This window comes from Candidatus Accumulibacter sp. ACC003 (genome assembly GCF_907163085.1).
GTDB lineage: Bacteria > Pseudomonadota > Gammaproteobacteria > Burkholderiales > Rhodocyclaceae > Accumulibacter.
Window position 1 is genome coordinate 84,631 of the sequence record NZ_CAJQTX010000001.1, and the last position, 15,098, is coordinate 99,728.

General features: G+C 58.0%; 5 protein-coding genes, 4 tRNA genes, 3 rRNA genes and 2 pseudogenes. 11 read left to right on the forward strand and 3 right to left on the reverse strand.

The features are described from left to right. Positions 1 to 58: 58 nt before the first annotated feature. A complete protein-coding gene (locus QZ656_RS00335; RefSeq protein ID WP_291991544.1) occupies positions 59 to 1,126 on the reverse strand; it encodes an IS630 family transposase in 1,068 nt (355 codons plus the stop codon). Positions 1,127 to 1,667: 541 nt separating this feature from the next. On the opposite strand from QZ656_RS00335, the gene QZ656_RS00340 reads away from it, so the two are divergent. From QZ656_RS00340 to rrf, 10 genes are all read left to right on the forward strand, one after another. Then, positions 1,668 to 2,987, forward strand: a complete 1,320-nt coding sequence (locus QZ656_RS00340) for a replication-associated recombination protein A (protein ID WP_291991545.1) — start codon at positions 1,668 to 1,670, stop codon at positions 2,985 to 2,987. A 180-nt stretch (positions 2,988 to 3,167) separates the two neighbouring features. Then, complete coding sequence (gene serS / locus QZ656_RS00345) at positions 3,168 to 4,451, forward strand: serine--tRNA ligase (protein WP_291991546.1); 1,284 nt, start codon at positions 3,168 to 3,170, stop codon at positions 4,449 to 4,451. Between the two features lie 125 nt (positions 4,452 to 4,576). Then, positions 4,577 to 4,666: transfer RNA gene (locus QZ656_RS00350), tRNA-Ser, on the forward strand. 330 nt (positions 4,667 to 4,996) lie between these two features. Continuing rightward, positions 4,997 to 5,446, forward strand: a complete 450-nt coding sequence (locus QZ656_RS00355) for a DUF4337 domain-containing protein (protein WP_291991547.1) — start codon at positions 4,997 to 4,999, stop codon at positions 5,444 to 5,446. A 318-nt stretch (positions 5,447 to 5,764) separates the two neighbouring features. Further along, a tRNA-Met gene (locus QZ656_RS00360) sits at positions 5,765 to 5,841 on the forward strand. Positions 5,842 to 6,004: 163 nt separating this feature from the next. Then, a 16S ribosomal RNA gene (locus QZ656_RS00365) occupies positions 6,005 to 7,542 on the forward strand. Positions 7,543 to 7,604: 62 nt separating this feature from the next. Beyond that, a tRNA-Ile gene (locus tag QZ656_RS00370) sits at positions 7,605 to 7,681 on the forward strand. 98 nt (positions 7,682 to 7,779) lie between these two features. After that, a tRNA-Ala gene (locus QZ656_RS00375) sits at positions 7,780 to 7,855 on the forward strand. A 235-nt stretch (positions 7,856 to 8,090) separates the two neighbouring features. After that, positions 8,091 to 11,076 (forward strand): 23S ribosomal RNA (locus QZ656_RS00380). Positions 11,077 to 11,169: 93 nt separating this feature from the next. Further along, a 5S ribosomal RNA gene (rrf, locus tag QZ656_RS00385) occupies positions 11,170 to 11,283 on the forward strand. The 16S, 23S and 5S rRNA genes sit together here with 3 tRNA genes alongside, the layout of an rRNA operon. Positions 11,284 to 11,694: 411 nt before the next feature. Here rrf and QZ656_RS00390 read toward each other — a convergent pair. After that, positions 11,695 to 12,099, reverse strand: a complete 405-nt coding sequence (locus QZ656_RS00390) for a hypothetical protein (RefSeq protein WP_291991548.1) — start codon at positions 12,097 to 12,099, stop codon at positions 11,695 to 11,697. Between QZ656_RS00390 and QZ656_RS00395 the strand changes: the two are divergent. Then, a pseudogene (locus tag QZ656_RS00395) lies at positions 12,046 to 13,552 on the forward strand (ISNCY family transposase). The gene QZ656_RS00390 and the pseudogene QZ656_RS00395 overlap by 54 nt on opposite strands. Before the next feature lie 525 nt (positions 13,553 to 14,077). Here QZ656_RS00395 and QZ656_RS00400 read toward each other — a convergent pair. Then, positions 14,078 to 15,046: pseudogene (locus QZ656_RS00400) on the reverse strand (IS5 family transposase). Positions 15,047 to 15,098 lie beyond the last annotated feature (52 nt).

Sequence of the window (15,098 nt, forward strand, 5' to 3'; positions counted from 1 at the left end):
ATCCAGCTTGCTGCAGGGCCGGATTGTGCCCTTGCTACTTTTGCTACATCGCTAGTGTTTAATTGCATAGATTAACGATAGTATTCCGCAGCTGCGCGCCCTTGACCTCTCGCTTTCGCCAGGCGAATGGGGCGGCGTTCTGGTTGTAAGCCGCGGTGAAGCTGTGAATGGCGGCAACGAGTTGATCCAGGCTCGAGAAGCTGGCGTTTCTCAGGGTCTTGCGCTGGAAGATGCCGAACCAAATCTCCACTTGGTTTAGCCAACTGGCGCTGGTGGGCGTGAAGTGAAAGGTGACGTTGGGGTGAGCGGCGAGCCACTCGTCGTTTTTCTTGTGCGTGTTGAGGTTGTCCAAGATGACGTGGATCTCACGGTCGACGGGTTCATCAGCGATGGTCTCCTCCATGAAGGCCTGGAAATCAGCGCGCTTCTTGGTTAGGGTAGTCTTGCCTCGAATGACGCCGGTGGCCACTTCGAGGGCGGCGAACAGGTTGACCGTGCCATGGCGTTTGTAGGTGCTTTTCAGTCCCTGAACCACCTTTCCGCTACTGGTTTGGACATAGCCGCGCCGACGCTCCAGAGCCTGGATCGAGGGTTTCTCGTCGACGCTCAGGACCAGCGCGTTTTCAGGTGGGTTAAGGTACAACCCGATGACATCCGCTGCTTTGGCGGCGAACTCTGGGTCCGTGCTCACGCACCAGGAGCGATGCCGCTGCAGCTGGATGCCCTCCCGACGCAACACGCGCCACACGGCATCGTCCGATACTTCCAGCGCCTTCGCCAGCGAACCACCATCCCAACTTGCCATACCTTCCGGCGGTGTCCGTTCGAGTTGCGCCAGAATGCGGTCACGCAGATCCTGCCCGTACTTCGCCGGCTTGCCCGGCCGCGCAGCATCACGCAAGCCCGACAAACCATGCTCGGCAAAGCGCCGACGCCACAGCCCCACCGTGTTCGCACGTACGCCAACTGCGCGGGCAACCTCGTCGTTTCGCAGACCCTCCAAACAACCCAGCACGATTCTCGCTCGCTCGGCCAAGCGAACCTCGCCACTGCGACTCCGTGACATACGCTCCAATTCCTCCTTCACCTCCGCTGTGCAAGACAGCGCCACCGCCACACGTCCCACCACATCTCCTCCACCACGAAGCAATGGAGAAGCATGATAGTTACTACCGGTTAATAATGCAATTAGACACTAGCGCCAGGTAAAGGCGCCTTGCCGAGCGGACACCCGCGACGTGGTGCCTTTTATTGCCCCCTGGAAGGACAAAGCGTGTGTGGTAAAGCCTGTCGGCGTAGCGCGGCGAACGCCGAGACGAAGGCGGCGAACGGTACTTCGGCAACCTTGGGGAGGCGACGCTCGGGTCTACGGCGGCGTTCGGCGATTTTTTCCGGCGGGCCCATGTCGAGCTGGCGCCTGTCGACTTTGCTGCGTGCTATCCGGATTTTCATTGCGTGCTCCCTTGCCTTGAATGTTCTGGAAGTGACGAGCGAACGATAGCGCGGGTCGGCACGAGCGTCCGTGCACAATGTCACACGGCCGGCGAGAACGAGGGCCCTGAGAGCTGCGGCCGTGCGCCTCGGGTTGGCTCGAGAAAAGCTGCTAGCATGCGGGCTCAGATGGCAGAGCTCTGCCGTGGCAGGCGCCGCATGGACGGGAAAGAATGATGGACGATCTGTTTGCCGTGAACCAACCCGATGCACCGCTCGCCGAGCGCTTGCGGCCGAGAGCGCTCGGCGAGGTGATCGGGCAGCGGCATCTGCTCGGCCCGGGCAAGCCGTTGGCGATGGCATTCCAGTCCGGGCAGTTGCACAGCATGATCCTCTGGGGTCCGCCGGGTGTCGGCAAGACGACGCTGGCGCGCTTGATGGCCGACGCATTTGAAGCCGACTTCATCGCCCTCTCGGCCGTTTTCTCGGGGGTCAAGGAGATTCGCGAGGCGGTCGCGCGCGCCGAAGCGACGCGCGCGCGCACTGGCCGTCGGACGATTCTCTTCGTTGACGAAGTCCATCGCTTCAACAAGGCCCAGCAGGACGCGTTTCTACCGTATGTCGAAGGCGGGCTGCTGACCTTCGTCGGGGCAACCACCGAAAACCCGTCGTTCGAGGTCAATTCCGCGCTGCTCTCACGCGCCTCGGTTTACGTGTTGCAGCCACTCGCTGCCGACGAAATGGCTCAGCTCTTCGAGCGCGCCTGCGGGCAGGCGCTGCCCACCTTGCGCTTTGACGACGAAGCGCGGGCGCGGGTCGTCGGCCTCGCCGACGGTGACGCACGACGCCTGCTCAACGTCCTCGAGCAGCTCGGTACCGCCGCCGCGACCGCCGGCACGACGGCGATCGACGGCGCTTTCGTCGACAACACGCTGGCGCAGAGTCTGCGTCGCTTCGACAAGGGGGGCGACGCCTTCTACGACCAGATCTCGGCACTGCACAAGGCCGTTCGCGGCTCGTCTCCCGACGCTGCGCTGTACTGGTTTTGCCGGATGCTCGATGGCGGCGCCGATCCGCGCTATCTGGCCCGGCGGATTGTTCGCATGGCCTGGGAAGACGTCGGGCTGGCCGACCCGCGGGCGGCACGCATTACCCTCGACGCGGCCGAGACCTTCGAACGTCTGGGCTCTCCCGAAGGCGAGCTGGCGCTGGCCCAGGCGGTCCTTTACCTGGCGATGGCCGCCAAGTCGAACGCGGGTTACCTCGCGTATAATGCGGCGCGAAGTTTCATCGGCAAGGACTCATCGCGGCCGGTGCCGGCGCATCTGCGCAATGCACCGACGCGGCTGATGAAAAACCTGGGTTACGGCAAAGACTATCGCTACGCGCACGACCAAGACGAAGCCTATGCCGCCGGCGAGACTTATTTTCCCGAGGGCATGCCAGCAGTTGACTGGTATCGGCCGGTAGACCGCGGTCTCGAGATCCGAATTGGCGAGAAGCTGGCGCATCTGCGTGCACTCGACCGCCGTGCGCGAGAAGAGAAGAAGGATTAGCAGGCGCCGAGCAGCTTCCGCTGGCGCGCCGCAGCATCGGTAAACTGACGGTCATGACCATTCGAAACGTCGCTGATCACCAAGGTCATGACCATTTTCCTCTACCCCGGCCTTTCTCCCACAGCGGCGAGAAGGGAGGTTTGTGAGTCGCCGACGCGACTGTCACAGTAAGGACTGAGCATGCTCGACATCCAATTGCTGCGCAACAACATCGATGCACTGGCTGAACAACTGGCGACGCGCGGCGTCGTACTCGATACCGCCGCCTTCCAGCGCCTGGAAAGCGAGCGCAAGACGCTGCAGACGCGCACCCAGGACCTGCAGGCGAGTCGCAACAGTCTCTCCAAACAGGTCGGGATGCTCAAGAGCCGCGGTGAAGATGCCGCGCCGGTAATGGCCCAGGTGGCCGCGCTGAAGGACGAACTGGAGGCCAACGAAGCTCGTCTCGGCGACCTGCTGAAGGAGCTCGACTCGTTTCTGGCGGTGTTGCCCAATCCACCACACGCCAGCGTCCCGGTCGGCCAATCCGAAGCCGACAACGTCGAGACCAGGCGCTGGGGCGCGCCGCGCAGCTATGACTTTGCTGTGAAGGATCATGTCGACCTTGGCGAGACACTCGGCCTACTCGACTTTGCCACCGCTGCGAAAATCGCCGGCACGCGCTTTTCGCTACTCAAGGGGCCGCTGGCACGCCTGCATCGCGCGCTGACCCAGTTCATGCTCGACACGCATACCGAGCAGCACGGCTACACCGAGGTCTACGCGCCTTATCTGGTCAACGCCGCCAGTCTGCTCGGCACCGGCCAGCTGCCAAAATTCGAAGAAGACCTGTTCAAGGTCCTGCGCGCTGATGGCGAGCCGCTGTACTTGATTCCGACTGCCGAAGTGCCGGTCACGAATATCGTTCGTGGCGAAATTCTCGCTGCCGAGTCCTTACCGCTCAAGCTGGTATGCCACACGCCGTGTTTTCGCTCGGAAGCGGGCTCCTACGGTCGTGACACGCGCGGCATGATCCGCCAGCATCAGTTCGACAAGGTCGAGCTGGTACAGATCGTCGCCGCCGAAGAATCGCTGGCCGCACACGAGGAACTCACCGGCCACGCCGAGCAAATTCTCGAACTGCTCGAACTGCCGTATAGACGCGTCACCTTATGCACCGGTGACATGGGCTTCTCGTCGGCCAAGACCTACGATCTCGAAGTCTGGCTGCCGGCGCAGAACGCGTACCGCGAAATCTCTTCTTGTTCCAACTTTGAAGCTTTTCAGGCCCGACGCATGCAGGCCCGCTACCGCAACGAACGCAACCGTACCGAACTGGTGCACACCCTCAACGGCTCGGGCCTTGCCGTCGGACGAACGCTGGTGGCGATCATGGAAAACTTCCAGAATGCCGATGGCAGTATCAGTGTGCCAGCGGTGCTGCGCCCGTACTTGCGTGGCCTGGAGAGAATCAGTGCCCCTTGACGAGTCCGCTGCACGTCGAGCGGGCTCGGTGCGACGAGGCGAGGGCAGCGGCAATCGCCGGAGCACGCAAAAATCTCACGAACAGCGTATCCGCGCGCTGTCCTGTGCTAACATTGCGCCCCGTCGGAGAGGTGGCAGAGTGGCCGAATGTACCTGACTCGAAATCAGGCGTAGGTGTGAGCCTACCGAGGGTTCGAATCCCTCCCTCTCCGCCAGCAATGCTGCAGCAAGATTGCGCCACCAAGACAATCACCCCGCCGGGCGCCACGTCCTGCGGGGTTTTTCGTTTACGGCTTCCAGTGCAAGTTGCGTTCGCGACTCACAGAGCTCGTTTCTCTCCTGGGCGACACAGAGGGAAGCGGTCATGGTCTCTTGATGATCCGCGGTCTCTGTTCGGGTGGTCGCCGTGTTCGCTATCGGCGCTCTGGTTGCCACGCAGCTGTACCAACTTTGAACCCGCTCGTTAGCGTGATTGCCGTGCTGGTGGTCGTCCTGGCGACGGTGATGGCACTGATCAGCATCAAGGGTGGAATGTCGGGCAGACGATGGTGCAGGCGGGCAGCGTGAACGCTTGGGCGCACGTTCAGGCCAAGCGCACCAAGAAAAGGGTTGCCGAGAGCATCCTCGATCAACCGACCGTCGAGCGAAAGTTGTGCCTTGGGCTGAAAGCCGAGGTCGCCGCCTTGCGGGATAGCATGATCGAGATCGGCCGGGCGAAGCTGAGTCGCTACGAAGGCGAGAAGCAAGAGGTCAAGGTGCAGGCCGAAGCGTACGAAAAACAATACGTCAGGCTCAACGTCCACGATGATCGCCGCGATATTGCTGAGGCCGCGATCAATATTACCGTGGCGGCGCTGGGCGTTGCCGCATTGACGCGTCGCCGGTGGCTGGTCGGCCTGGCGTTGACGTTCGCCGGCGTGGGCCTTGCTTCCGGACTAGCCGGTTTTGCCGGTGGTGACTTCCGCCTGCCTTTGTCGGGCAACATCCCCTGCTGATCCTCGCTGCGGGTCATTCGCGCCCGCCGGGATCGAGGCTGGATGAGGCTTTGCAACCCGTCGCGCTGAGGATCCGCGTCTGCGGTCAGTTCTGCGTGGAGTCGGCGAAACCCGTGTCACGCCCTGTTTGGGCGAGCCTCTAGAGATAAATATCCAAGTTTTGGCCCATGGGTGTTGACCTTGGGTTGGAGCGTTGCTACAATGCTTCCTCTTCGCAGCACGGGTTTGTTTGTTGATTGGTTGGCGGCGCTAACCGGTTACCGGCAGATAACTTGAGGCGAAGTGAATGGCAGCATCGAAGGCAATAGCCTTCTCGGTCGCGGGGTGGAGCAGTCTGGCAGCTCGTCGGGCTCATAACCCGAAGGTCACAGGTTCAAATCCTGTCCCCGCAACCAGCTCTTTAAAAATGAGACAACCGATAGGTGTGGGTTCTCGGTCTGGGATGGTCTGCGCAAGTGGGCTGTTGTAAAAGATGGAGTAACTCGCACGGAAGTAATGATGCTGACCTGGGGAGATCTGGGTTGGTATTGAGAACGTCGAGCGAGGGTTTTAGGATTTAAACTGAAGAGTTTGATCCTGGCTCAGATTAAACGCTGGCGGCATGCCTTACACATGCAAGTCGAACGGCAGCACGGGGGCAACCCTGGTGGCGAGTGGCGAACGGGTGAGTAATACATCGGAACGTGCCCTGGAATGGGGGATAACGCAGCGAAAGCTACGCTAATACCGCATATTCTGTGAGCAGGAAAGCAGGGGATCGCAAGACCTTGCGTTCTAGGAGCGGCCGATGTCGGATTAGCTAGTTGGTGGGGTAAAGGCCTACCAAGGCGACGATCCGTAGCGGGTCTGAGAGGATGATCCGCCACACTGGGACTGAGACACGGCCCAGACTCCTACGGGAGGCAGCAGTGGGGAATTTTGGACAATGGGCGGAAGCCTGATCCAGCCATGCCGCGTGAGTGAAGAAGGCCTTCGGGTTGTAAAGCTCTTTCGGCGGGGAAGAAATTGCTTGGGTTAATACCCTGAGTAGATGACGGTACCCGAATAAGAAGCACCGGCTAACTACGTGCCAGCAGCCGCGGTAATACGTAGGGTGCGAGCGTTAATCGGAATTACTGGGCGTAAAGCGTGCGCAGGCGGTTTTGTAAGTCAGATGTGAAATCCCCGGGCTCAACCTGGGAACTGCATTTGAGACTGCAAGACTGGAGTTTGGCAGAGGGGGGTGGAATTCCACGTGTAGCAGTGAAATGCGTAGAGATGTGGAGGAACACCGATGGCGAAGGCAGCCCCCTGGGCCAATACTGACGCTCATGCACGAAAGCGTGGGGAGCAAACAGGATTAGATACCCTGGTAGTCCACGCCCTAAACGATGTCAACTAGGTGTTGGGAGGGTTAAACCTTTTAGTGCCGTAGCTAACGCGTGAAGTTGACCGCCTGGGGAGTACGGCCGCAAGGCTAAAACTCAAAGGAATTGACGGGGACCCGCACAAGCGGTGGATGATGTGGATTAATTCGATGCAACGCGAAAAACCTTACCTACCCTTGACATGTCAGGAATCCCGGAGAGATTTGGGAGTGCTCGAAAGAGAGCCTGAACACAGGTGCTGCATGGCTGTCGTCAGCTCGTGTCGTGAGATGTTGGGTTAAGTCCCGCAACGAGCGCAACCCTTGTCATTAATTGCCATCATTTAGTTGGGCACTTTAATGAGACTGCCGGTGACAAACCGGAGGAAGGTGGGGATGACGTCAAGTCCTCATGGCCCTTATGGGTAGGGCTTCACACGTCATACAATGGTCGGTTCAGAGGGTTGCCAACCCGCGAGGGGGAGCCAATCTCAGAAAGCCGATCGTAGTCCGGATCGCAGTCTGCAACTCGACTGCGTGAAGTCGGAATCGCTAGTAATCGCGGATCAGCATGCCGCGGTGAATACGTTCCCGGGTCTTGTACACACCGCCCGTCACACCATGGGAGCGGGTTCTGCCAGAAGTAGTTAGCTTAACCGCAAGGAGGGCGATTACCACGGCAGGGTTCGTGACTGGGGTGAAGTCGTAACAAGGTAGCCGTAGGGGAACCTGCGGCTGGATCACCTCCTTTCTAGAGAAAAACTGGAACGAGAGCTCACAACCTATCGGTTGTCACAAGCGGCACAAGCGGAGGGGTCTGTAGCTCAGTCGGTTAGAGCATCGTCTTGATAAGGCGAGGGTCGTTGGTTCGATTCCAACCAGACCCACCAGCGTATCGGCGTCAGTATGAGCGGAAGACTCCTGTGTGCGTAGGCAACGATCGAATGCTCTCTGGCGCGAGTTGGAGGGCATTCGGACCCGTCTTTGCGGGGGATTAGCTCAGCTGGGAGAGCACCTGCTTTGCAAGCAGGGGGTCGTCGGTTCGATCCCGTCATCCTCCACCACCCGCGACTTGTGAGATGTCAGGCCTGAAGAGTTGTAGACTCTTCAGGCCTGACCCCTTACGGGGCCAGTGCTCTTTAACAAAATGGAAGAAGGTTGTATCACCGGTTAAACGCAGTCGTCATGATGCGTGGAGAGGCTGGTGATACGGTTGTGATTGCATCGATCCCCTGTAAGAGGGGGAGCACAATGAGTTGCCTGTAGCTTGGGGTCTCGGAAGAGAGCTCAAGGTTATAGGATCAAGCGAATAAGTGCATGTGGTGGATGCCTTGGCGATTACAGGCGATGAAGGACGTACAAGCCTGCGAAAAGCTCTGGGGAGCTGGCAATGAAGCTTTGATCCAGAGATATCCGAATGGGGAAACCCACTCCGCGAGGAGTATCCCACGCTGAATACATAGGCGTGAGGAAGCGAACCCGGCGAACTGAAACATCTAAGTAGCCGGAGGAAAAGAAATCAACCGAGATTCCCAAAGTAGTGGCGAGCGAACTGGGAACAGCCTGCAAGTGATATCGATTGGGTTAGTGGAAGCATCTGGAAAGTTGCGCCGTAGTGGGTGAAAGCCCCGTACGCGAAAACCTGATCGTGGTACTAAGTTTGCGACAAGTAGGGCGGGGCACGAGAAATCCTGTCTGAATATGGGGGGACCATCCTCCAAGGCTAAATACTCGTAATCGACCGATAGCGTACCAGTACCGTGAGGGAAAGGCGAAAAGAACCCCGGGAGGGGAGTGAAATAGATCCTGAAACCGCATGCATACAAACAGTGGGAGCCCCTTCGTGGGGTGACTGCGTACCTTTTGTATAATGGGTCAGCGACTTACGTTCAGTAGCGAGCTTAACCGCATAGGGGAGGCGTAGGGAAACCGAGTCCGAATAGGGCGCTAGTTGCTGGGCGTAGACCCGAAACCAAGTGATCTATCCATGGCCAGGATGAAGGTGCGGTAACACGCACTGGAGGTCCGAACCCACTAATGTTGAAAAATTAGGGGATGAGCTGTGGATAGGGGTGAAAGGCTAAACAAACTTGGAAATAGCTGGTTCTCTCCGAAAACTATTTAGGTAGTGCCTCAAGTATCACCGACGGGGGTAAAGCACTGTTATGGCTAGGGGGTCATCGCGACTTACCAAACCATTGCAAACTAAGAATACCGTTGAGTGCGAGCTTGGGAGACAGACATCGGGTGCTAACGTCCGGTGTCAAGAGGGAAACAACCCAGACCGCCGATTAAGGTCCCCAAGACATAGTTAAGTGGGAAACGAGGTGGGAAGGCTTAGACAGCCAGGAGGTTGGCTTAGAAGCAGCCATCCTTTAAAGAAAGCGTAATAGCTCACTGGTCGAGTCGTCCTGCGCGGAAGATGTAACGGGGCTCAAACTATGCACCGAAATCGCGGATATGTGCGTTCCACTTTAGTTCATTCGAAGGAAGAGGTTGTTGGCGCGTTGCGCTGGCAGCTTGGCGCCCCATGTTGATTGTTGGGGTTGAGTGGATTAAAGGGAACGCACATATGGTAGGAGAGCGTTCTGTAAGCCGTTGAAGGTGTCTTGAGAAGGATGCTGGAGGTATCAGAAGTGCGAATGCTGACATGAGTAGCGATAAAGGGAGTGAAAAGCTCCCTCGCCGAAAGCCCAAGGTTTCCTGCGCAACGTTCATCGGCGCAGGGTGAGTCGGCCCCTAAGGCGAGGCTGAAAAGCGTAGTCGATGGGAAACAGGTCAATATTCCTGTACCTCTTTGTAATGCGATGGGGGGACGGAGAAGGTTAGGTCATCCGGGTGTTGGACGTCCCGGTTCAAGCGTGTAGGAAGGCTCTCTAGGCAAATCCGGAGGGTCAATTCTGAGGCGTGATAACGAGTGGTTTTATACCGCGAAGTGATTGATACCATGCTTCCAAGAAAAGCCTCTAAGCTTCAGTTACATAGAGACCGTACCGCAAACCGACACAGGTGGGCAGGATGAGAATTCTAAGGCGCTTGAGAGAACTCAGGAGAAGGAACTCGGCAAATTTGCACCGTAACTTCGGGATAAGGTGCGCCCTGACAGGTTGAAGCCCCTCGCGGGTGGAGGCTGAAAGGGTTGCAGTGAAATGGTGGCTGCGACTGTTTAATAAAAACATAGCACTCTGCAAACACGAAAGTGGACGTATAGGGTGTGACGCCTGCCCGGTGCCGGAAGGTTAAGTGATGGGGTGCAAGCTCTTGATCGAAGCCCCGGTAAACGGCGGCCGTAACTATAACGGTCCTAAGGTAGCGAAATTCCTTGTCGGGTAAGTTCCGACCTGCACGAATGGCGTAACGATGGCCACACTGTCTCCTCCTGAGACTCAGCGAAGTTGAAATGGTTGTGAAGATGCAATCTCCCCGCGGTTAGACGGAAAGACCCCATGAACCTTTACTGTAGCTTTGCATTGGACTTTGAACCGATTTGTGTAGGATAGGTGGGAGGCTGTGAAACTGGGACGCTAGTTCTGGTGGAGCCAACCTTGAAATACCACCCTGGTTTGTTTGAGGTTCTAACCATGGCCCGTGAATCCGGGTCTGGGACCGTGCATGGTAGGCAGTTTGACTGGGGCGGTCTCCTCCTAAAGTGTAACGGAGGAGTACGAAGGTACGCTAGGTACGGTCGGACATCGTGCTGATAGTGCAATGGCATAAGCGTGCTTGACTGCGAGACACACACGTCGAGCAGGTACGAAAGTAGGTCATAGTGATCCGGTGGTTCTGTATGGAAGGGCCATCGCTCAACGGATAAAAGGTACTCTGGGGATAACAGGCTAATACCGCCCAAGAGTTCATATCGACGGCGGTGTTTGGCACCTCGATGTCGGCTCATCACATCCTGGGGCTGTAGTCGGTCCCAAGGGTATGGCTGTTCGCCATTTAAAGTGGTACGTGAGCTGGGTTTAAAACGTCGTGAGACAGTTTGGTCCCTATCTGCCGTGGGCGCTGGAAATTTGAAGGGGGCTGCTCCTAGTACGAGAGGACCGGAGTGGACGAACCTCTGGTGTACCGGTTATGACGCCAGTCGTATTGCCGGGTAGCTAAGTTCGGAAGAGATAAACGCTGAAAGCATCTAAGCGTGAAACTCGCCTTAAGATAAGATTTCCCTGGGGACTTGATCCCCCTGAAGGGTCGTGGTAGACCACCACGTTGATAGGCTGGGTGTGGAAGCGCAGCAATGCGTTAAGCTAACCAGTACTAATTGCCCGTGAGGCTTGATCCTATAACCTTGAGCAGCAACTCGTAACGAAACAATCACAACACCTTCTTCCCATTTTGCGCACCTCGCCAGCAGGCGGCGTGCGAAACCGTTATGCTTGGCGGCCATAGCCCTTTGGACCCACCCCTTCCCATCCCGAACAGGACCGTGAAACGAAGGCACGCCGATGATAGTGCATACTACATGTGTGAAAGTAGGTCACCGCCAGGCTCCCCTAAAACAAAGCCCTCCCCGCATCCGCGGCGAGGGCTTTGTCCGTCTACTCGATCCGCTCACCACGCACGGCGGACAGCACTTAATCTCGGACGACCGCGCGATCAGGAACTGGCAGTTCGCCGTCTGCCAGCAAGCGCGTCGCCTTTCGCTTTCCGGTGATGGTTAACCCCGTCGCGGCTTGTCTCGATCATCAGGAAAGCTGGACGACCTCGGCGATTCGCCAGGTGCCGCCGCCGGCACCGGTATCAGGCTAAGCGGTACGACCGACAAAACCCGGGAAGGCCGGCGGCCTCTGGGGAACTCGCCAGGTAGCGCGCATAGGCGAGCTTCTCCCCGTAGTCATCGGGGTCGGCCTTGTGCCTTGTAGCGCGGCACCATCGCCGCAGGCTTGTGATCCGGCATGCTCTAGACCAGGATCAGCTTGCCGCCCATCATGTGCGCACGGCTCAAGGCCTGCGGGTCGATCGCGTAGGTAAATAGTGCGTGACCGAAAACCCCTTCATCCCAACAGTAGCAAGGGATTGGGCGGATTTCCGAGCGATGAAGAATTGATAGCCGCAGGGTGATTTGTGGTGAAAACATCGCAATTTGGGCTTCTGAGGACAAATGAGTAGAGATCTTCGTGCCCGAACTGGTCATCAATCCGGCAGCGGAAATAATCTTCGCTCGTTTTTGAAAGGCCGTCACGCGTAGACCAAATGCATTATAATTGCCATTATCGAAGAGCACGAACAGACGAATTTTTGGAGGCAAGCGATGCGAGTTGTCCAGAACACCCAGATGCACATTGGCGAAGTCGATGTTTCTCATATTGTTCTTGACGCCAAGTCGCGTGACGACATCCCGCAGATTCTGCGAGGTTTGCAGTACCTCTACCAAGATCCAGACAAGCGGGCAACGCTTTTCCAGTTGCTTGAGTCAGACATGGCCCCGAAGGTCGACAAACGGACGGGGCGTCCCGGGATGACGCTCTGGTCGATCTTCGTCTGCGGAGTGATCCGGCTTGACCTGAACATCGACTACGACCGTCTGCATGAGTTGGTCAATCAGCACAACACCATTCGGCAGATGCTCGGGCATGGGTTGTTCGACCCGACGTCGTACCACTACCAAACACTGAAGGACAACGTCACCTTATTCACGCCGGAACTGCTGAACAAGATCAATCAAATCGTCGTCGATGCGGGTCATGAACTGGTCAAAAAAAGGCGGAAGGCGAAGTCCTGCATGGGCGTTGCGACTCCTTCGTGGTTGAGACTGATGTGCATTACCCGACTGATATCAACCTGCTCTTTGACGCCACGCGCAAGGTCATCGAACTGACGGCGCGCCTGAGCGCCGATCAAGGGATGAGCGACTGGCGGCAGCACGCCTACAACGTCAAGCACCTCAAGCGGCACCTGCGCACGGCGCAGAGCACAAAGCACCGCAAGGCACGTAGCGAAGCGCAGCAAGAGGCCAATGACAATCGCCTTATCGAGGCCTACCAAACCTACTTGGGGGTCGCCCAAGCCTACCTGGACAAGGCACGGGAGACGCTGAGCAAGACCCCCGCGTGTAGCGTTGCTGGCGGCATTGAGTATCTGGCAGCCAAACTCGAGATCGAACAGTTCATCGCACATGCCGTACGGCAGATTGACCAGACCCGGCGGCGCGTCATTCTGGGAGAAACCATTCAGCATGCCGAGAAGGTCTTTTCGGTATTCGAGACGCACACGGAATGGATCAACAAAGGCAAAGCCGGCGTGCCGGTCGAACTGGGTTTACGGGTCTGCGTCATGGAAGACAACACCGCTTCATCCTGCATCATCAGGTCATGGAAAAGCAGACGGACGACCAGGTCGCCGTGACCATGGTCAAAGAGACCAAGCAGCATTTTGCCAACCTGGAGGCCTGTAGTTTTGACAAAGGATTTCACTCACCAGCAAACCAGCAGGAACTACAGGCGCATCTGAAACTGGTGGTGTTGCCGCGCAAGGGCAAGCTGTCGCAACAGGCACAAGCGGTGGAAAGCGCGGAGGATTTTGTCAAGGCGCGACGTCAGCACTCGGCGGTCGAGTCGGCGATCAACGCACTGGAGGTCCATGGTCTTGATTACTGTCCGGATCATGGCCTTCACGGGTTCCAACGCTACGTGGCGCTGGCTGTAGTGGCCAGGAACATCCATCGCATCGGCGCCATCCTGAGGGAACGGGAAAACCGGCGTGCGAAGCGCAAAACCCGATACGCAGATCGCGACATGCCCCACAAAATGGCGGCATAGCCCGCCAAGCGTTTTTCCATGCAGTAACTCCGACCGTTGTCCGAATGGCTTGCTCGAACACCATGACATTCGGGCATTATGGCTCGCATTCGACAGAAGTCGACCAGCGCAACTCGGGACGAACGAGAAATTCAATGCCAACCGATATTTTCAAGGCGGCGCGCTCGCCAAAAACCGGAGTTTTCGGTCAGGCACTAAATAGCTCCGCCGACAGATCGACCTTGATGATGTTCGCAAGTGAGTACGCTTCGGCGCGCCGGAAAAAATCCAGCGCCAGCATCCGGTAGAGCGGGCGTTGATAGGCGATCAGGCCGACACGGACGAGGTCGCCACGTGGCTGGCTGAGCCGGGCAAGCCGGCGTCTATCGAGTACGGCTTCCGAGTAGTTGCTGAGCCTGGGTGTCGGCGATGGTGACCAGAAACCGATAGAGTACCGCGGCGTTGGTGCACTATTAGTAACCGCGAATATACTATATGACTAATCCCAGCATTTTGGGCGCGAACTTCCCCTATCCCCGTCCTACTTCATGCGGCAGGCGCACTTTGCCCAACCCCGACGGATTGCGGCATGCCCAGATAGGTAAAGGTGTTGATGATGGCGGCCCTGACGTGCGCTTCGGTCACTTGCCGCTCGAAGGTTCGAGAGTACAGGCTGTCGCCCAACTGCTTCAGCCGGTACATCATGTTTTCGGCAATGCTGCGCCGGTGATAGTCGCTATCGTTCTTCCAGCCGGCGCTGCCCTTGGCGGCGATCTCTTCGAGAATGCCGTCACGGGGATGATCGTCGCCCCAGGGAACCGCGCCGTCCCGCGGGGGAATGGTGGCACGGGCGTCGCGGTCGGCAATGGCGGCATGGCAGCCTTTGGTGTCGTAGGCGCCATCGGCGGACACTTGAGAGACTTCGCCTTCGACCTGGTCAAGCAGACGGGGGAACACTTCGCTGTCGCCCCAGTCGGCCGTCGTCACTTCAATGCCGATGATGTCCTTGGTGGTTTCGTCGACGGCCAGGTGGATCTTGCGCCAGGTGCGGCGCTTACCGACTCCGTGCTGACGGACTTTCCATTCACCTTCACCGAAGATCTTCAGGCCCGTCGAGTCCACCACCACGTGCGTTGGCCCTTTGCGCGGCCGCCGGGGAATTTTCACCGAGATCTCTCCCGCACGCCGGGACATGTGGGTGTGGTCCGGTACCGGAAGGTCCAGTTGGCTCAAGCGCATCAGCGACTTCATCAGTCCTTCGGTGGCGCCGTACGGCAACTGGAACAGGGCCTTGATCGTCAGACAGGTCTAAATCGCAGTCTCCGAGTACAGCCCAGGCTTGCCCCGACCGACCGGTGGCGGGGGCGTCCAGTTGTCTTTGATACTGGCGTCGTCCAACCAGATCGTCAGGTTGCCCCGGTTGACAAGCGAACGGTCGTACTCAGACCAGTTCGTCACCCGATACCGCTGCTTCGACGTCGCCTCGCCAGTGTCTGGCCTGACCCTCGCTGCCATCCGAGTTCTCCTCTATCGCCGCTGAGCCCCGACTCTGGGGTGCATGCCATTA

Excerpts from the sequence above, each read along its gene's own strand:
- QZ656_RS00355 (WP_291991547.1), top strand. The coding sequence starts at position 4,997 with ATGGTGCAGGCGGGCAGCGTGAACGCTTGGGCGCACGTTCAGGCCAAG.
- QZ656_RS00390 (WP_291991548.1), bottom strand. The coding sequence starts at position 12,099 with ATGAGAAACATCGACTTCGCCAATGTGCATCTGGGTGTTCTGGACAAC.
- QZ656_RS00340 (WP_291991545.1), top strand. The coding sequence starts at position 1,668 with ATGGACGATCTGTTTGCCGTGAACCAACCCGATGCACCGCTCGCCGAG.
- serS (WP_291991546.1), top strand. The coding sequence starts at position 3,168 with ATGCTCGACATCCAATTGCTGCGCAACAACATCGATGCACTGGCTGAA.